We start from the raw sequence: 17,582 nt of genomic DNA, 5'->3' as shown, positions 1-17,582 counted from the left end.
GAAGGGAGATTATCTGCCTTATCAGCTGAGTTTTAGCGGTGCAGTGTCGGAGATATTACGGTTGTTAATCGGGCTGCCGTGGGCATCAGCGGGAGCCATCCCGGGTCATCTGAAGCATTTTTACAGCAACGCAGCGATGCTAAAGCTGCCCTCGAGGCGTGAGCGTGAATATGCGAGGGAAGTGAGAGAAAAAAGGTCAAAATATCCCTTAAAAAACAATGCCGGTCACCTTAAGTGACCGGCATTAGCCGATCGGCAGCCTTTTTTGTTGCCGTCAGTCCAGCAAAATCACTTTCGAACTCTCCGTCTCGAATAGCGGCTTACAGAGTATTTTATAACTGTCGCGGTCAAAGTGCTGCACAGCGATATCGAAGGCTTTGGCGTCTTCCAGCGTTTTGACCGTTCCCAGATAGAACCAGTGATTGATGACGTGATAATCGGTCAGCCCGTTGGCTTCTTCGGCGATGGCAATGCGCCCCGGATACGGCCAGCTGCGGATTCTCAGGGTGCTGAGTGCATTTCTGAGGCGCGCCTGATGGACGTCGGGCGTCTCTTTACCGCAACAGACACCGGCACATTTGCCGAGTGAAAAGCGGAAACACGCACGATTTTTTGCCAGTTTTTCCAGCCCCAGCGCGCCGTAACACAGCTTTTCCTGATCGGCGATATCCCGGATTTTTTCGACTGCCGACATTTTAGTTTTAAACAGGCCAAATAAATCTTCGCTGTGAGAAAAATCCACGTCATCACTAAACACAATACTGGCCGTCAGCCCCTGAAGCCGGATCGAACACAGCTTGCGGGCGGTGCGCAGCCGCTTATTAAACAGCGGTCGTCGGGTTTTAATCAGATCCGATTCCAGCAGTAACGCCCCCACTTCACCGATCGTCTCAATGAATTCAATATCGCGGGTCATATGCAGAAGTTTGGCTTCGGCAGGATTGCGGAAATGCGACATCACGCGGCTGCGGATATTCACGCTTTTACCGATATACAGCGGAAAGGCATTATCGTCGCCGTAAAAAATATAGACGCCGCTGCCGTTGGGTAAGTTTTCTAAGGTATGGCGAAGATGTTCAGGGTACTGATAAAGCTCGGTAAAAAACTCTTTTTCGGGATTCCACAAAATAACTGACCTGCTTTAACCGGATAAACGTCGTATAGAAAACAGACGAATAATACTGGCGATTTATACAGCCTTCAACCTTTATGGAAAAAATCGGGTGTAAATGTTGGACGTCAGTATTTACGCCTGCGTACGCAGCTCAATATATTCCTGTCCGCTCAGTAAGTTGGCTAATGCCGCCTCACGGATTTCGCGCTGATCGGATTGTATCCAGAGATACAAATTATCGAGGTTATCAAACCGCACCAGCACGGTATAGATAGTTTCGCCATGCACCGGGCGCAGGATATTTACATTCTGATAACCTGGAAACCGGGCCGCATCGGTCTTCAGCTGTTCCAGCCAGCGTTCATATTCCGTCAGCTTATCCCGCTGTACGCCGTGGGTGATCACCAGAGTAATGTGGTCAGGTTGATGAGGATAAGTCACAGGATGTTCCTTCTGATTAACCGTTGTTCTGGTTAACTGAATGTTGCGTTATATTCATGAACGATACGAAATCAACACGGCCATTCATAACGGAAATATTTTGGGTTGTTGTTAAACAATTTTTGGGGTGGGGAAAATAATGCGATTAAGCCTTGAAGCGCTGCTGATCCTGGATGCGCTGGACAGACACGGCACTTTTGCCGCAGCGGCCGCCAGACTGTTTAAAACCGCTTCTGCACTGAGTTATACCGTGCAGAAAATGGAAAGTGACCTGAACATTAAACTTCTGGACCGCTCAGGCCACCGTGCGACATTCACACCAACAGGCCGTCTGATGCTGGAAAAAGGCCGTGTGCTGCTGCGTGCCGTCAGTGAGCTGGAACAACAAGCGCAGTACGTCGAAAGCGGCTGGGAAAGCAAACTGACCATCAGCGTGGATGCTTCCGTCCCCTTCGCGCTGCTTGCGCCGCTGATTGACCGTTTTTACGCAGAACATCAGCACACGCAGTTATTGTTCCGCCACGATGTACTGGCCGGTTGCTGGGAAGCGCTGAGTTATGGCGAAGCCGACATCGTATTTGGTGCCGTGCAGGAACCGGTGACGCGCAGCGGCATTGAATACCGTCCGATCGGCTGGCTGGAATATATGTTTGCCGTCGCGCCGCATCACCCGCTCGCCTCGCTGCCGGAACCGCTGGTGCGTGAGCAAATCCGTCAGTATCGCGCCGTGGTGGTTCACGACACGTCCCGCCATGGCACAGGTGCGGATTTGCGCGTGCTCGATGAGCAGAAAATGCTCAGCGTTCATGATTTTAACGCCAAAGTTCACGCACAAATTGCCGGGCTGGGTTGTGGCTATCTGCCGCGTTATCTGGCCGCCCCCCATCTCGAAAGCGGTGCGCTGGTTGAACGTCGTCTGGATACCGAAACCCGCCGCGATCAGGCTTTTATGGCCTGGAACGAAAACGCGACCGGCAACGCTGCCATGTGGTGGCGCGAAAATTTACAGGATTTCGAGGGCATTGCGGCGGTGTACAGCCAGGCCTGAAAAACAAAAAGCCGCACAATGCGGCTTTTTACGGCGACTAACGCACCGACAGATAATGATGCACCTGAGGTTTATTTTCGCCACGGTGATAACGCGTCACTTCGCTTTGTAAATCGGCATCGGCATGTGACACACGCTGATGCTGACGCAAATGCTCATGCCAGGACTCCACCAGGAACCATTCCACCAGACGCGACGGGTCATCGCTGTGTTCGGTGATCCCCCACGCATAAGCACCGTCACGGCGACGCGCCAGCGAAAGTTTCCGAATTTCCGCCAGAAACGCCGGGCGATCTTCTTGTGCAATCATGTATTCAATCTGGATCATCACCGGACCGCGGTCGCCCTGCACATCGCCTTCGACGACCGGATTTTCCCAGTGACCGGCAGGCTGTAAATCCGCCTCGCCTGCGGGCAGTTTCAGCCGCCAGCATACCAGCGCGGCGATAACCAGGCCGGTACCGGCGAGTAATAACGCCCCGACCAGACCGGTTTCCTGTGCGATTAACCCCCAGAACAGGCTGCCCGCCGCCATAGCGCCGTTAAATACCATCAGGTACACCGCCAGCCCGCGGCCACGTACCCAGTCAGGCAGCACCGCCTGCGCCACGCCGTTCATGGATGTCAGCGCGATAATCCAGCCAATCCCTAATACCACCATCAGCACCACGGCCAGCCATTTTGCCGGTGACGTCGCCAGCAGCAACATCACGGCGGCGGACAGTAAGGCGGAAAGCAACACCAGCCCGTCAACACTCAGTTTCTGACGTAAACGGGGCAGCAACAGTGCACCGCAAATCGCACCGACGCCCACCGCGCCGAGCAGAATGCCGTAAAATCCGGCGGTACCGTGCAGCATATTGCGGGCAATCAGCGGCAACATCGCCCAGATCGCACTGGCGAAAGCGAAGTAAATCGCGGCACGCAGCAGCACACGATGAAGTTCCCGGCTGGCTTTGACATATCGCAGCCCGGCACGGAACGCGCCAAGAAAGTGTTCTGATAACTCATTTTTCGCTTTGACCGGACGCTTCCACCACAGTAATGCGCCAATCACAAAAACATAGCTCATGACATCTGCGCCATAAGCCGCACCGGCACCGAGACTGGCTAACAGTAAGCCACCGCCCGCAGGCCCTACTGCGCGGGCAATATTAATCCCAAGCGAGTTCAGGGCAACGGCATTTCGCAAATCAGAACGGGGCACCAGTTCCGGCACAATCGCCTGCCAGGCTGGCCCCATCAGCGCCGCACCGATACCGCCGATAAAGGTCAGCGCGACCAGATATTCCACGGTCAGCAAATTATTGTGCGACAACAGAAGCAAGGTTCCGCTGACGCCCGCCAGTAACAACTGAACAAAAATCAGCAGGCGGCGACGGTCAAGAATATCGGACAGCACACCCGCGGGGATCGCCAGCAAAAAAATCGGCAACGTTGCTGCGGTTTGCATCAGCGCCACCGCCGCAGGGTTTGATGAAAGCCCGGTGACTAACCATGAGCTGGCCACATCACGCATAAAACTGCCGGTATTGCCGAGAATGGTTGCCACCCAAATCGTGGCAAACAGCCCCTGTTTGAGCGGCGAAAAAGCGCCGCCGGCCGCAACATTATTCTGGCTCATGCCCGCTCCTTAAGGTCATTCCAGGCGACATAGATAAAAGCGCCGACCAGCCCGATGTGCTCGAAGAAACCGTTCATCATCATGGCGCGTTCATGGCCGGAAACCTGCCAGTACGCATTCGCCATAAAGTTGGCGCTGAAAGTGAACAGTGCCAGCGCCAGCGCGCCAGCCCAGCGAAAGCGCCCGGAAAGAATCAGCGCTGAAGCGCCCAGTTCCAGCACAATCACGGCCGCAGCCATGGGCGCGGCGGGCGATAAGCCGAAATGCTGCATCTCGGCAATCGCGCCAGGAAAATCGAACAGTTTGACGATACCGCCCTGCAGATACGCGGCACACAAGGCCAGCAGGGCCAACCAGCGGATAACCGCGAAAGGGATAACAGGTGCCGACAGGCGGGAAACAGGGGCATGACGCATGATGTCTCTCCTGCCGGAACCCGCCTGAGCACGGTTCCGGCTTAATGGATAAATGAAGAAGGTTACGCTTTGCGCTGAGGGGCTTTGTGCACCATGGTATAGGCATAATCGACGCCCATACCGTACGCACCGCTGTGCTCGCGAACCAGATTCATCACATCGTCGTAAGTCTCTTTGCGTGACCAGTCGCGCTGGTATTCGAGCAGAACCTGCTGCCAGGTCACCGGCACCGCACCGGCCTGCACCATACGGTCAATGGAACGTTCGTGTGCATCCACGCTGGTGCCGCCGGAAGTGTCGGTCACCACATACACTTCATACCCTTCTTTCAGCGCCATCAGTGCCGGGAATGTCAGACACACTTCAGTCCACAGGGCCGAGATAATCAGTTTCTTACGGCCTGTGGCTTCAACGGCTTTCACGAATGCCGCGTCTTCCCAGGAGTTCATTGAGGTACGCTCAATCGGTTTCACATCCGGATGTACCGCCAGTAATTCCGGCCAGATATAGCCGCTGAAGCTTTCCGTTTCAACCGAGGTGTAAATCACCGGCACGTTAAAAACTTTGCCCGCTTTAGCGAGAGCGACCGTATTATTTTTAAGCTGCTGGCGATCGATATTCGCAACGCCGAATGACATTTGTGGCTGATGGTCGATGAAAATCAGGGTGGAGTTCTGTGGGTCCAGCAGATCGAATTTAGACATTTTCATTTCCTCTAAGAGTGCATTGTTGGGTTGTGTGTTTGTATTTCACGTTGTGTTGTTGTGCTGCTGGAATTAACAATAGGTCAGGACATCAAAAGCGGATAGCGGAAAGAATTTGGCAACTTGTTCAGATTTTTTTGACAGGCATTCCCCTCTCTATACCGTCTTAAATCCCTATTACTTTCAGACTGATAGAAGCAACAAAATCTTTTAACGACTTGTCAAAAATAACCCATTATCAATATTTCCCTGCCATGCCTAATGTTGTTTGCAACACAACACACAACCTGTTTAAAACCTGCAAATAACCGCTGAGGAAATATAAAAATGAGCACATTCAATACCCAAGACGGCACTCAAATTTATTTTAAAGACTGGGGCAAAGGTAAGCCGGTGTTATTCAGCCACGGCTGGCCGCTGGATGCCGATATGTGGGACAGCCAGATGAATTTCCTGGCCGATCGCGGCTACCGCGTTATCGCTTTTGACCGTCGTGGTTTTGGCCGTTCAGAGCAGCCATGGGAAGGTTACAACTACGACACTTTCGCCTCTGACATCAACGATCTGATTGAACATCTCGACCTGCACGACGTTACGCTGGTCGGCTTCTCGATGGGCGGCGGCGACGTCACCCGCTACATTAGCCGTTACGGTTCAGAACGCGTCACCAGCCTGGTATTGCTCGGCGCGGTCACCCCGCTGTTTATTAAAACGGATGATCATCCGCAGGGCGTGGATAAATCAGTATTTGACGGCATCCGGGCCGGTTTACTGAAAGACCGCGCACAGTTCATCAGCGACTTTGCGACGCCGTTCTACGGCACTAACCAGGGGATGACCGTTTCCGACGGCGTGATGACCCAGACGCTGAACATCGCGCTGATGGCGTCGCTGAAAGGCACCGTCGATTGTGTCACGGCCTTCTCTGAAACAGATTTCCGCCCGGATATGGCGAAAATTACCGTGCCGACGCTGGTTATTCACGGCAGCGCGGATCAGATAGTGCCGTTCGAAGCCACCGGCAAGCTGGCGGCAGAAATGATTAAAAATGCAGAACTGAAAATCTATGAAGGCGCACCGCACGGTTTTGCCGTCACGCATCAGGATCAACTGAACGACGATTTGCTGGCATTCCTGAGCGGAAAATAAATCAGGCCGCAGAAATAAAACAGGCAGGTGATCTGACGATCGCCTGCCTTTTTTTATGCGGCCACTCTTACTTGTCTTTTATACCTAATATTTTGATATTCATGATGGAAAGTGAATTCGGCGGAATTTTACCCGGAATGCCGTCTTTGCCATACGCCAGTTCAGGTGGAATATACAGTGTCGCTTCGCCTTGCAAACCCAGCTTCAGCACGACTTCCTGAAGCACTGCAGGGATTTCCGTTACGGACGCGCTGATCACATTATTGTCTTTTTCGCTGGCAATGACTTTACCGTCGCCCAACGTCTCAATAATCTGCAAACGAATGCCCTTATCCATCGTCACTTTAGGTGCAGAACCTGGCTTAGTAATCTGGTAAATAAAGCCAGATTTGGCTTTCACCGCGCCTTTAGCCTTGCCCGCTTTATCGAGGATTTTCTGGTTATTCTCTACATTTGACGTTTTTTGCTTTTCCTGACGAGAGCGGATATCACTGTCCAGACTGTTCAGCGACTCCCGCATGTCTTCAGTCGACATGCTGGACAGCTCATTCATCCGGTCAACAAAGCCTTTAACAATCACATTGCGATCAATTTTCTCACCGGCGGATACCACCTGCTCGATTTTTGAATTCGCGGCCTGCCCCAGCAAATACCCGACAGAATAAGAACGCCCGGTTTTCTTGCTTTCTTTCGCCTGCAACGTTTTAAGTTCTGCATCACTGATCRACTCTCCGCCAGATTGCGTCACGGCAGCAATACTGTGTGAGGCGAGGTCTTTCTTCGTTTTATCCAGTTCCGCTGTCAGCTTATTTTTTTCTTCAGTGACTTTGGTCGCCGCCAGCTGACTCTCGCTGAGCTGGGCTGTCAGACGTTTCACATCCTCAGAAGATTTTGATAATGCCGTTTGTGACGCCTGATAATCACTTTGCGACTTTTTGTTCGCGGCCTCAGACGCCACCAGTTTTTCCGCCTGCGCTGCGCTCTGTTTCTGCAAATCTGCCAGTTGAATACTCAGTTGCGCTTTATCATCCGTGGCTTGTTTCAGGGTTTTCTGCAAGGCCAGATAACCTGCCTGAGATTTCTTATTGGCGGCTTGTGAAACGGACAACTTTTCATTTTGTGCCGCGCCTTGTTTCTGCAACTCTGCCAGTTGGGTTTTCATTTGCGCATTCTCATCAGCGGCCTGTTTCACGCTTTTCTGCAAGACCAGATAGTCAGCCTGTGACTTTTTGATGGTCGCCTCATACACGGACAGTTTGCCATTCTGTGCGGTGCCCTGTTTTTGCAAGTCTGCCAATTGAGTTTTCATTTGCGCATTCTCATCAGCGGCCTGTTTCAGGATTTTCTGCAGAGCGACATAGTCGGCCTGAGATTTTTTAACCGCCGTCTCTGACACTGACAATTTTCCGGTCTGCGCAGCAGTTTCTTTTTGCGATGCCGCCAGTTGGTTTTTCAACCCGGCATTTTCATCGGTCGCCTGTTTGAGGGTTTTCTGCAGAGCCACGTAGTCAGCCTGAGATTTCTTATTCACAGCATCTGAAACTGACAGTTTGTCATTACGTACAGCATCCTGTTTCTGCAAGTCTGCAAGCTGCGATTTCAATTGCGCATTCTCATCAGTGGCCTGTTTAAGGGACTTTTGCAGTAGCTGATTTTCATTGAGGGATTTGTTATTGGCCTCGACAGCGAACGCTATTTTTTCATTCTGGCTCGCGCCTTGCTTTTGCAGGCTGGCCAGCTGCGTTTTCAGTTGAACATTTTCAGCAGCAGCTTGTTTTGCCGTCGTCTGCAACTCAACCACATTAGCCTGAGATTTATTGCCCGTGCTTTGTAAAGCCTGCAATTTATCGGCCTGTGCAGTCGACTGCTTTTGTAGTGTCTCAAACTGCGTTTTAAGCTTATGATTTTCTTCTGTCGCCTGCTGTAATGTCGCATTCAGCACTRCGAATTCTGCCAGAGATTTACCGTTAGCGTGTTCGGATGAGACCAGTTGTTCGATGCGTGCCGAGGATTGCTTTTTCACGGTATCGAGTTGCGTTTTGAGCTGTGTATTCTCACTGCTTAATTTTTTAAAGCTCGCCTCCAGAGCAGCGAATTCTTTCTGGGCTTTTTTAGTCGCCAATTGAGAGGCAGCTACCTGTTCGGAGGATTTTTTGACTGAGCCGTCCTGACTGGTTTTGAATGCGGTTAACTGTGCTTTCAACCGGGCATTTTCACCCATAGTCTTTTTCAAAGATTGCTGAATATCTGCCACTTCGTCCTGGTATTTTTTTGTCGCCGTCTGCGCCACGGAAAGTTTTTCCGTCAGACTTTCAGCATGTTTCTGGCTGCTCTTTAGCTTCTGCAACTGAGTGGTAATCTGTTGGTTTTCTTGTTGTGTATTTTTCAGCGAATTTTGCAGTTTTTTCAGTTCATCCTGCGTTTTTTTCTGCGCAAGTTTTTGATCTGCCGACGGCGGGATGACCACAGGTTTGGCTTTTAACGCCGCGATCTGCGTTTGGAGTTGTTGATTTTCTTTTTGTGTATCCGCATAAGATTTTTGCAAAGCCGCGTATTGATCACGGGATTTTTCTGCCGTGGATTTTGCTGTCTCAAGGGATTTTTTGAGCTGCTCATTGGCCTTTTTCTGGGTGTCGCTGACATTCGCAGTAGCAGGCACCGCAGGTGCAGACTGAGTGCTCGCAGGCTGAAGCGCTTTAGTGGCTTTCCTGACTGGCGCTGGCGTCGGTTTAGGTCGCGGTTTTTGCGCTACCGGTTTTTCAACAAGGGCTTTCGGCACGACGATATTTTTTGGAGGCTGGATCAGCGGAGAGGAAGTCTTATCTTTTTCCGCAAAAACAGACGGTTCTGGAGCAGAAATTAAATTTTCACTCTGCAACTGATCCAAAAGACCCAGGTTAGCATCCACCGGTTCTTCAGCATGGGCTCCCTGTATATTGATCAGGAGCAGAATTAAGAAGAAAGACTTCACTCGCGCCATCATATTTTATTCACTTCCTGAGAGCGCTCGTCCATGCTCTTAAAGGCCGCCCCTTTAACTCTTGCGCAGATAAGTTTTAATTTAGAATCCAGCTCTATGTTCAGGATCTCCTGAGCATCTTTATTTATCAAACCTTTATTGGTTTTATAGATATCATAAGATTTTGTCAGTTGATTAAACTGCTTCTGATATAGATCAAAATCGTGAGGAGAGAGACGTTGTAATGCTTTGAATTCATTAACGCACGTATTATTCGAGCTTTTATTTACTGATACCTCTTTTATCGTAGCCACATTATTTTTAGTGCTACAAGCAGTCAATGCGATTAACGCAATGAGAGTCAAAGACATTAAGCAAGGCTTATTCATGGGGATTATCCTGTAGGGTTTTACTGCTAGAACACATTATTTTCCCAGCAAAGTACCCCGTGGAACACCCACTTTTACTGAAATGATCATTTAGCAAACACCACATCAAATAAAAACAAAATAAAATCAATAAGTTAAATTAATAAAAATGAAAAAAACCTTTCTTTTTTATGCGTAAAAGAAAATAATTCGTCGTTGTAACGATGTCTTAATGGATAAATAATTTGTGAAAATTGACATATATCATTATTTATTTTTCAGAAATCCCGCGAGATCCTCAAATATCAATTAACATTTCTGGATAAAACGGAATGCTCCTCAATCACGATTAGGATTATTGGTAGCTTTAATTTTCAAACCACCTTCCCTGCATCCAAACGTTCAACAAGAAAATCAATCATACTACGGGGAAACTGCAGTGCTCATCAGGGCACGGCATTTCCGACGGTGCGGTGTGATAGCATAGATGCAGAAACGAAAAGGCATTCCCGCAAAGGAATGCCTTTTTCTTTTAAGCATATTTTTTAAGCACTACTTTTAAGCAAGCAGGCGTCAGACCACCGGCAGTTTATCCAGAATCGCCTGTGCGGTATTCACGTCAGTCACTAATGAATTAATCATGCCTGAACGCACGGCACCGATAATCCCTGCCGCTTTTTCCGGCGTTGCCGCCACGCCGATAGTCAGCGGCGTATGGCGTAGCTGTTCAACCGAGGCCGCAATCATTCGCTCCTCGCCTTCCCAGTGCAATAACTCTCCGGTTCCCGTGAAGTAATGGCGCAGCACATCGCCTGCGGCATCGCTCAATGCCTGCTCACCGGGCGTCGCGGTAGTGGATTCACTCGGTTTCGGGGTATGCGTCAGACCCACACCGACAATCGCCGCATCGAGTTTGTCCCACAGTGAAATGATTTCCTGCACGCTCGGGTCCGAGAGAAATGCATCACGCAGTTCCGCCGAAGAAAGATAAGGGGCATGAAGAAAATACGGTGTGCCTTCCATCTGTTCCGCCGCACGGCGCACGAACTCGGTTATCTGAAAATGCGGCGCAGATTGTTGCATCCCGCCGTTGAGCGCCACGGTCATGATCCCCGGCAGACGGGGCATACCGGCCAGCGTGACTTCGCGCACTGCTCTTCCCCAGCCGATGCCGAGCACCGATCCCGCGCCTAAACCGGCTTCCTGTAAAAGAGAAGCCAGCGGCGTCGCCAGCGCGCCGAGCACATTGCCCGGCGGTGCATCCACAACATACGCATGTTTCAGCCCGAGACGTTTTATCAGGTCTGCCGTCATGTCTTCCGGTGACGATAATCCCACCACTTCGATGCGCACAATCCCCGCCGCGCGGGCTTTATTCAACAACCGGGAAATGGTTGCCGTCGACACATCCAGCTTGCGTGCAATCTCCACCTGAGACATATCAGACTCGTAATGCAGCTTCGCCACCAGATGCATCATGGCACGCGTTGCTGCAATATCTTGCAAAATTGGCTCTTTCAGCTTGAAATTCCTTTCAGTAATGAATTACACTCAAATCGTCGATTGAGGGATTATTGCGCAACACCTGTAAAAATGCAATGTGCCGGATCGGGCTTCAACCCTTGTAATACGGCATGTTACGCGATTTTCCGCCCCGTTTTTTCAGGGGGGAAAGACAGAACGTCCAGTGTAATCGAGATTTTTTAATCTGTAATAAATTTCACGCAAAGGAGAGTTCCATGTCAAAGATGTCTACCTCAGAACTACGCAGCTACCAGCAGATTTGCGGCAAAAATGGCGCGATGCTGGTGATCGCCTGTGATCAGCGCGGTGCCATGCGCAGCCTGCTCGCCAGCGACCCGCAACAGCAATCTGCCATTTCAGAACACGAACTCGGGCTGATTAAAGCCGACATCACGCAATATCTTGCCAGCAAAGCCTCCTGCGTACTGGTCGATCCGGTCTGTGCCGTTCCGCAACTGGTGGACAACGGCATTATTGCCCGCGACACCGCGCTGCTGATTGGCCTGGATGCGTCGGGCTGGGACAGTTCGCCGGAAGGCTACCGCCTGTCACGGCTGGTGGAGAATGTCGATGCACGTCGTGTGCGTGAACTCGGTGCGACCGGCGGCAAAATCATGGTGTATCTGCGTTCAGACCAGGAAGCAGCAAACCGTCATAACATTGATATTCTGCGCCAGAGCATTGAGGATTTCGCCCGCGAAGACCTGCTGCTGGTGGTGGAGTTTCTGACCTATAAACTCGACAACGAAACCGAGGAAGAATATAAAGAAAAAGTCCCGTCTCTGATTTATGGCGGCACCAAGATTTGTCTGGAGTGCGGCGCGAAGGTGCTGAAACTGCCTTATCCTGGCTCAAAACAAGCCTGTGCTGACATCACAAAACTCGCTGGCAACGTGCCGTGGGCCGTACTTTCTGCCGGGGTTGACCATTCCACCTTCCTCAAACAAGTGGCAGATGCCATGAGCGAAGGCGCATCAGGCGTTATCGCAGGTCGTTCATTGTGGAAAGACTGCATCTCACTGGACCGCAACGCGACGAAATCCCGTCTTGAATCGCTGGCGGTACCGCGTCTGAACGAACTTCAGGCCGTCATTGAACAGTATTTCCATGCACCGTCACACAACCAGACACAACAGGTGGAACATGTCTGAAAACAGAAATGCCTCACGAAATGGCTCAACCGGCAAACGCGTCATCCTGGTGAACGGGATCCCGGCGTCAGGTAAAAGCCGGCTCGCCGTTGAGCTTTCTGCATACAGCGGCTGGCTGCAACTGTCGCTTGATGGCATTAAAAATCCGTTTCTTCAGCGATTAGAGAATGTTGACCGCCCTTTTAACCGCGTACTCGGGCTGGCAAGTTATCAGGTTATCTGGGACATCATCGGCGGCGCGCCCGAAGGCAGCACCTTTATTGTCGATGCCTGGTTTGGTTTTCAGCCCAAAGAGGTGTTGCAGGATTATCTGCAACGGGCGGGCATATCGCAGGTTGTGGAAATCTGGTGCCAGATTGATGCTGAACTGGCGGCCGAACGATTTTCCTCACGGCTGGGCGAACGTTTACCGGGACATGTCGGGGCAGAATATATCCCCGAATTAAAAATTCTCGCAGGAAAAGCACGACCAATAACCCCGGGACCAGTTTATTCTGTTGACCAGAATGTTATCGGCCAAAATAAGCCTGTAAATATTGTTGATATTCATGCGTGGATAATCAATTCATTCAATACGCAAATTCAATAAATACTGACCGGAGGAAATATTCATTTACTGAAAAAGTAAGTTAATTCTGATATCAGGACCTTGTTAAACCTCTACTATCATTCATTCTTTCAGGTCTTTTGAAATTATTATCTTTCATTGATGGCTAATAGGATTGGATAGATCACAGTTTTTATTTTAATTAAATATCATACTGAGAAAAGACCCTATTCATATGAAGAGGTATTATGTTAAGCGACTGGATTAATGAAAATAACACGCAAATCATTAGCAAAATAGATGACTGGAAAAGTGCCGTGGCATTTGCCGTGCAACCATTAATTGATTCGGGCGCAGCGGAAAGTCGTTATCTTCAGGCTATATATGATATGCACCGGGAAATCGGGCCTTATTATGTTTTGGGCGAAGGTATTGCGATGCCGCACGCCCGGCCGGAAGAAGGGGTTAACCGAACGGCACTGTCTTTGGTCATTGTTTCAGAAGGCGTTGAGTTTGGCAGTGAAGATAATGATCCGGTTTACGTTATCTTCGCGCTGGCCGCGGTGGACAGCCATTCACACATCGAAATGATTGCCAGCCTTTCCCATCTGTTCTGCGATGACGAGGCAGCGGAACGATTAAAACGCAGTAAAAWCAAGCAGGAAGCATTAGAGATTATCCGACAGTTTTAGACGTGAAGTGAAAAAGATAAACATAACCCTTTATGAACACCTACAAAGAACGTAAGGAAAAATGATGAAAAAGCTATCAATCCTGGCGGTATGCGGTGCGGGTCTGGGCAGCAGTTTTGCCTGTGAAATGAGTATCGAAGCGGCACTGAAGGATCTGGGTGTGGAAGCCGATTTATCACATTGTGATATTTCAAGCGCCACTTCTTCAAGAGCCGACATTATTATGACCGGCGAAAATTTCAGATCGCAATTCCAGCATTACACCATCAACGCCAATATTATTTACCTGAAAAGACTGGTCGATAAAAATGAAATAAAGAGCAAGCTGACGCCTATTCTTCAGGAGATGGGTCACCTGGCCACTTAATAACAGACCCACTCAATTCACAATACTTATAAATCGATAAAACAATTACCGTGAACTCTACAGGGGACGCTTATGTCTTTCCTTCACTTTATTGTCAATGATGTATTAGGCCAGGCATCAATTTTAATCTCACTGATCGCCATGATTGGTCTGATCGCATTAAAGAAAAGCACCGGCCAGATCATTACCGGTACATTAAAAACGCTGCTGGGTTTTCTGGTTCTGCTTTCCGGGGCCAGCATTATTGTTAATGCCCTGACCTTTCTGGGTGAAATATTCCAGAAAGGGTTTCACATGCGCGGGATTGTTACCGACGTCGGTTCTATTGCCGGTATCGCACAACAAACTCTCGGCCGTGAAACCGCATTAATTATGGTTCTGGCGTTTATCGTTAATATCCTGATTGCCCGCCTGACCCGTTTCAAATATATCTTTCTCACCGGACAAGCATCGCTGTGGATGGCCACAGTGTGTTCCGTTATCGGTTATATGGGCGGCTTGCGCGGCACGGAACTGATCCTGACTGGCGGCATTATTGCGGGCGTCATGGCCGTCGGGATGCCGGTGCTGGCTCAGCCGATTGTGCGTAAAATCACCGGGTCCGATGATATTGCACTCGGCCATTTTTGCACCATCGGCTATATCGTGCAGGCAGGCGTGGCGAAAATCACCGGCGATGTCAGTAAAAGCACCGAAGATTTCGAGCTGCCGCAATCTTTCTCGTTCCTGCAGGACACCTACCTGTCGATGATGGTGGTGATGATCCCGATTTACCTGATCCCGGCGATTGCCGCGGGCCCGGAAGTCGTCGCGCCTTACGCCAACAGCGTTAATTATCTGGTCTATTCGTTCCTGCAATCCATTCAGTTTGTGGTCGGTGTTTACGTTCTGCTGTCGGGTGTGCGCCTGTTGCTGGCGGAAATCGTACCGGCATTTCGCGGCATCGCCCTGCGCATCGTCCCGAATGCCATTCCGGCACTCGATTGTCCGGTGCTTTTCCCGTACGCACCGAACGCCGTCATTATCGGTTTCATCTCTACCACCATTGGCTCCATCATCGGTATGTTCCTGTTCCCGAGTCTCGGGCTGGCGATGATTTTACCGGGCATGCTGACCAACTTCTTCGCAGGCGGCACGGCGGGAATCTTCGGCAATGCAGTCGGCGGACGACGCGGCGCGATTATCGGCGGTATCTTCCACGGCCTGTTTATCACCCTGCTGCCTGCGCTGTTGCTGCCGCTGCTGGGCAAGTTCGGCTTCTCGAACGTGACGTTCAGTGACTCAGACGTGATCAGCGTCGGGCTGGTATTCGGCCATATTCTCAACTTCTTCCACTAAGCAAGCCGGAGGTCATGGTTATGGACACACGCATTGAGCAAATTCTGGCGCAGCAATTGCCGCCGCAGGAGTCGGCGAAAGCGCTGAATGAGCTGGGAAAACAGTATCAGGAACAGCAGGATCTGGACGCGGCCATTGCCTGCTGGGAGCAAAGCATGGCCTGTTACGGCAAGCCGGGTTTTGCACAGGCACAGCTGATGAAAGCCTACAATGCGCGACGGCGGCAGTGCTCTGAAGCCGGTGACGGCAAAGGGCTGGAGCGATTTTCCGAAAAAATCGATGCGCTGATGCAGCAAAGTAAGGATGCAATCCGCTACGGATTCTGAAGCAATTAAAAGCCAGAACAGAGGTTCTGGCTTTTGTTTTGCACGTCTTTATTCTTCCCAATCCTTACGTAGAATAGAGGCTGCCCCCGCCGTGAGGGCCTAATCACTAAGGATTTACTATGCCGATGATCCGTCTGGAAATGTTTCCTGGCCGTACCCCCGAACAAAAACGTGACTTTGTCCGCGAAGTGACCCGCCTGGCAGCAGAAACCCTGAAATGTAAACCTGAAAGTGTGGATGTAGTGATCACTGAAATACCGAAATCACATTGGGCAAAAGGGGGAGTGTTGCCGGAAGAATAACAGGCGGAGATGAATCGTCGTCAGCCAGCACGCATTAATGTGCTGGCTGAGCAACGGATAAGGATGTTTTTACTGCTGTAACGATTTCGTCCGCTGCGCAAAACTCTTGCGCAACTTTTGCAGTTTCGGTGGGATCACCGCCATGCAATAACGGTTCTGCTGCCCCGCACCATCCCAGTAATTCTGGTGATAGCCTTCGGCCACATACACTTCGCCGAGTGGTTCGATGCTGGTCACAATCGGATCACTGTGATCGTGCTGCGCGCGCAGTATCGCCGCTTCCGCCTCTGCTTTTTGCTGTTCATTGGCCGGGAAAATCGCCGAACGGTATTGCGTGCCGACGTCATTTCCCTGGCGGTTAAGCTGGGTCGGATCGTGCGTCACAAAGTGAATATCCAGCAAATCGCCGTAAGTCAGTTTTTCCGGGTCAAACCCCACGCGGATGGCTTCCGCATGACCGGTCGTGCCGGTACAGACCTGCTCATAATTTGGGTTCGGGCGACGCCCGCCAGTGTAGACACTTTCCACCGACTCCACGCCAATGACGTCTTTGAACACCGCTTCTGTACACCAGAAACAGCCGCCACCGAAAATAGCGTATTCGATTGTCATACAGACTCCTTCACTGAGGGGGTAGAGGAAATATGGGGACGAATAATGCTGAGATAAAGGTATGGCATTAAAAAAACAGAATGTGAAATTCTTATCGCCGGTAAATGATATTATTTTGTGCCTGCTTATTTCCCTGTAAATAGTGTTGATATTGTGTCTGATTGATCTGACTTTTTTTTCGTGGCAGACTCACTGGCATTGAAATACATGGAATTCCCCTATGAAAGATGTCATTGAAGGTTTCCTCAGATTCCAGAAAGAGGCGTTTCCACAGCGTTCTAAGTTATTCAAAGAACTGGCGTTAAACCAAAATCCTAAGACCTTGTTTATATCCTGTTCTGACAGCCGGTTAGTGCCGGAATTAGTCACGCAGCGTGAACCGGGCGAACTGTTTGTTATCCGTAATGCCGGTAATATTGTGCCGCCATTCGGGCCGGAACCGGGCGGCGTTTCCGCCACGGTGGAGTACGCCGTCATGGCGCTGGGCGTAAAAGATATCGTCATCTGCGGGCACTCCAACTGCGGCGCAATGAGCGCGATTGCCAACTGCACCTGTCTGGATCATATGCCAGCGGTCGCACACTGGCTGCGTTATTCCGATGCCGCAAAAGCCATCAATGAATCCGTCGAACACGCAAACCCTGAGGCACGCGTCAACGGTATGGTGCACCAGAACGTCGTGGCCCAGCTGAGTAACCTGCGCACGCATCCTTGCGTAGCGGTCGCCCTGGCGAAAGGGGAAATTACCTTGCACGGCTGGGTGTATGATATTGAATCGGGTTGCATCGAAGCCTTTGATGCGAAAAGCGGAGCCTTTATTTCGCTGTCCGATAACCCGGAAGTACGCGCCAGTTAATTGCCCGTTAAATAAAACATCCGGAACATTTTTAAATAATGTTC

General features: G+C 50.5%; 19 protein-coding genes and 1 pseudogene. 11 read left to right on the top strand and 9 right to left on the bottom strand.

The window, feature by feature from the left end:
- A pseudogene (locus tag AC1DUO_RS17020) lies at positions 1–238 on the top strand (IS4 family transposase); the annotation flags it as partial.
- A 36-nt stretch (positions 239–274) separates the two neighbouring features.
- On the opposite strand, the gene cho reads toward AC1DUO_RS17020, so the two are convergent.
- Positions 275–1,126 carry an excinuclease Cho gene (gene cho, locus AC1DUO_RS17015; RefSeq protein ID WP_119261093.1) on the bottom strand — a complete coding sequence of 284 codons (852 nt, stop codon included), beginning with the start codon at positions 1,124–1,126 and terminating at the stop codon, positions 275–277.
- Between the two features lie 120 nt (positions 1,127–1,246).
- Entirely contained in the window at positions 1,247–1,555 is a 309-nt protein-coding gene (locus tag AC1DUO_RS17010) for an antibiotic biosynthesis monooxygenase (protein WP_112197958.1), read from the bottom strand.
- Positions 1,556–1,694: 139 nt separating this feature from the next.
- Here AC1DUO_RS17010 and AC1DUO_RS17005 point away from each other — a divergent pair, with 139 nt between their 5' ends.
- Positions 1,695–2,603 carry a LysR family transcriptional regulator gene (locus AC1DUO_RS17005; RefSeq protein ID WP_119261092.1) on the top strand — a complete coding sequence of 303 codons (909 nt, stop codon included), beginning with the start codon at positions 1,695–1,697 and terminating at the stop codon, positions 2,601–2,603.
- Between the two features lie 37 nt (positions 2,604–2,640).
- Here AC1DUO_RS17005 and AC1DUO_RS17000 read toward each other — a convergent pair whose 3' ends face one another.
- The 3 genes from AC1DUO_RS17000 to AC1DUO_RS16990 all read right to left on the bottom strand — a co-directional run bounded on the left by AC1DUO_RS17000 (position 2,641) and on the right by AC1DUO_RS16990 (position 5,347).
- Positions 2,641–4,227: an MFS transporter gene (locus AC1DUO_RS17000; RefSeq protein ID WP_112197957.1), complete on the bottom strand. Its 1,587-nt coding sequence runs from the start codon at positions 4,225–4,227 to the stop codon at positions 2,641–2,643.
- The gene (locus AC1DUO_RS16995) at positions 4,224–4,643 is read right to left on the bottom strand and encodes a DoxX family protein (protein WP_119261091.1); all 420 of its coding nucleotides are present in this window, start codon (positions 4,641–4,643) and stop codon (positions 4,224–4,226) included. The genes AC1DUO_RS17000 and AC1DUO_RS16995 overlap by 4 nt, the downstream gene beginning before the upstream one ends.
- A gap of 62 nt (positions 4,644–4,705) precedes the next feature.
- Positions 4,706–5,347, bottom strand: a complete 642-nt coding sequence (locus AC1DUO_RS16990; RefSeq protein WP_013573513.1) for a hydrolase — start codon at positions 5,345–5,347, stop codon at positions 4,706–4,708.
- A 327-nt stretch (positions 5,348–5,674) separates the two neighbouring features.
- Here AC1DUO_RS16990 and AC1DUO_RS16985 point away from each other — a divergent pair, with 327 nt between their 5' ends.
- Positions 5,675–6,496, top strand: a complete 822-nt coding sequence (locus AC1DUO_RS16985) for an alpha/beta fold hydrolase (RefSeq protein ID WP_112151954.1) — start codon at positions 5,675–5,677, stop codon at positions 6,494–6,496.
- 67 nt (positions 6,497–6,563) lie between these two features.
- Here the strand turns inward: AC1DUO_RS16985 and AC1DUO_RS16980 are convergent, their stop codons facing one another.
- The 3 genes from AC1DUO_RS16980 to AC1DUO_RS16970 form a co-directional block, all read right to left on the bottom strand.
- Positions 6,564–9,479 (bottom strand): FKBP-type peptidyl-prolyl cis-trans isomerase N-terminal domain-containing protein, encoded by a 2,916-nt coding sequence (locus tag AC1DUO_RS16980; protein ID WP_477988087.1) that lies wholly within the window; start codon positions 9,477–9,479, stop codon positions 6,564–6,566.
- On the bottom strand, positions 9,476–9,844 hold the full coding sequence (locus tag AC1DUO_RS16975) for a hypothetical protein (RefSeq protein ID WP_013573510.1): 369 nt from the start codon (positions 9,842–9,844) through the stop codon (positions 9,476–9,478). The genes AC1DUO_RS16980 and AC1DUO_RS16975 overlap by 4 nt, the downstream gene beginning before the upstream one ends.
- Positions 9,845–10,396: 552 nt before the next feature.
- Complete coding sequence (locus AC1DUO_RS16970) at positions 10,397–11,329, bottom strand: sugar-binding transcriptional regulator (RefSeq protein WP_119261089.1); 933 nt, start codon at positions 11,327–11,329, stop codon at positions 10,397–10,399.
- A 233-nt stretch (positions 11,330–11,562) separates the two neighbouring features.
- Here AC1DUO_RS16970 and AC1DUO_RS16965 point away from each other — a divergent pair, with 233 nt between their 5' ends.
- From AC1DUO_RS16965 to AC1DUO_RS16935, 7 genes are all read left to right on the top strand, one after another.
- Positions 11,563–12,498 (top strand): tagatose-bisphosphate aldolase, encoded by a 936-nt coding sequence (locus AC1DUO_RS16965; protein WP_126124049.1) that lies wholly within the window; start codon positions 11,563–11,565, stop codon positions 12,496–12,498.
- Entirely contained in the window at positions 12,491–13,087 is a 597-nt protein-coding gene (locus tag AC1DUO_RS16960; protein WP_013573507.1) for a P-loop nucleotide/nucleoside kinase family protein, read from the top strand. Before AC1DUO_RS16965 ends, AC1DUO_RS16960 begins: the two co-directional genes overlap by 8 nt.
- A gap of 206 nt (positions 13,088–13,293) precedes the next feature.
- On the top strand, positions 13,294–13,737 hold the full coding sequence (locus AC1DUO_RS16955) for a PTS sugar transporter subunit IIA (RefSeq protein WP_477988086.1): 444 nt from the start codon (positions 13,294–13,296) through the stop codon (positions 13,735–13,737).
- A 64-nt stretch (positions 13,738–13,801) separates the two neighbouring features.
- Positions 13,802–14,104: a PTS sugar transporter subunit IIB gene (locus tag AC1DUO_RS16950; protein ID WP_013573505.1), complete on the top strand. Its 303-nt coding sequence runs from the start codon at positions 13,802–13,804 to the stop codon at positions 14,102–14,104.
- A 72-nt stretch (positions 14,105–14,176) separates the two neighbouring features.
- Positions 14,177–15,442, top strand: coding sequence for a PTS sugar transporter subunit IIC (locus AC1DUO_RS16945; protein ID WP_013573504.1), 1,266 nt, complete (start codon positions 14,177–14,179; stop codon positions 15,440–15,442).
- Between the two features lie 20 nt (positions 15,443–15,462).
- Positions 15,463–15,768, top strand: coding sequence for a hypothetical protein (locus AC1DUO_RS16940; RefSeq protein WP_013573503.1), 306 nt, complete (start codon positions 15,463–15,465; stop codon positions 15,766–15,768).
- A gap of 119 nt (positions 15,769–15,887) precedes the next feature.
- Positions 15,888–16,070, top strand: coding sequence for a 4-oxalocrotonate tautomerase (locus AC1DUO_RS16935; protein ID WP_013573502.1), 183 nt, complete (start codon positions 15,888–15,890; stop codon positions 16,068–16,070).
- A gap of 69 nt (positions 16,071–16,139) precedes the next feature.
- Here AC1DUO_RS16935 and msrA read toward each other — a convergent pair whose 3' ends face one another.
- Positions 16,140–16,682 carry a peptide-methionine (S)-S-oxide reductase MsrA gene (msrA, locus tag AC1DUO_RS16930; protein ID WP_013573501.1) on the bottom strand — a complete coding sequence of 181 codons (543 nt, stop codon included), beginning with the start codon at positions 16,680–16,682 and terminating at the stop codon, positions 16,140–16,142.
- 220 nt (positions 16,683–16,902) lie between these two features.
- Between msrA and AC1DUO_RS16925 the strand changes: the two genes are divergently transcribed.
- Entirely contained in the window at positions 16,903–17,538 is a 636-nt protein-coding gene (locus AC1DUO_RS16925) for a carbonic anhydrase (protein ID WP_112197952.1), read from the top strand.
- Positions 17,539–17,582 lie beyond the last annotated feature (44 nt).

Source organism: Rahnella sp. P4_A8 (assembly GCF_056402435.1).
Note: the sequence above shows the minus strand (reverse complement) of the source record. Positions and strands in the feature narration are given on the sequence as shown.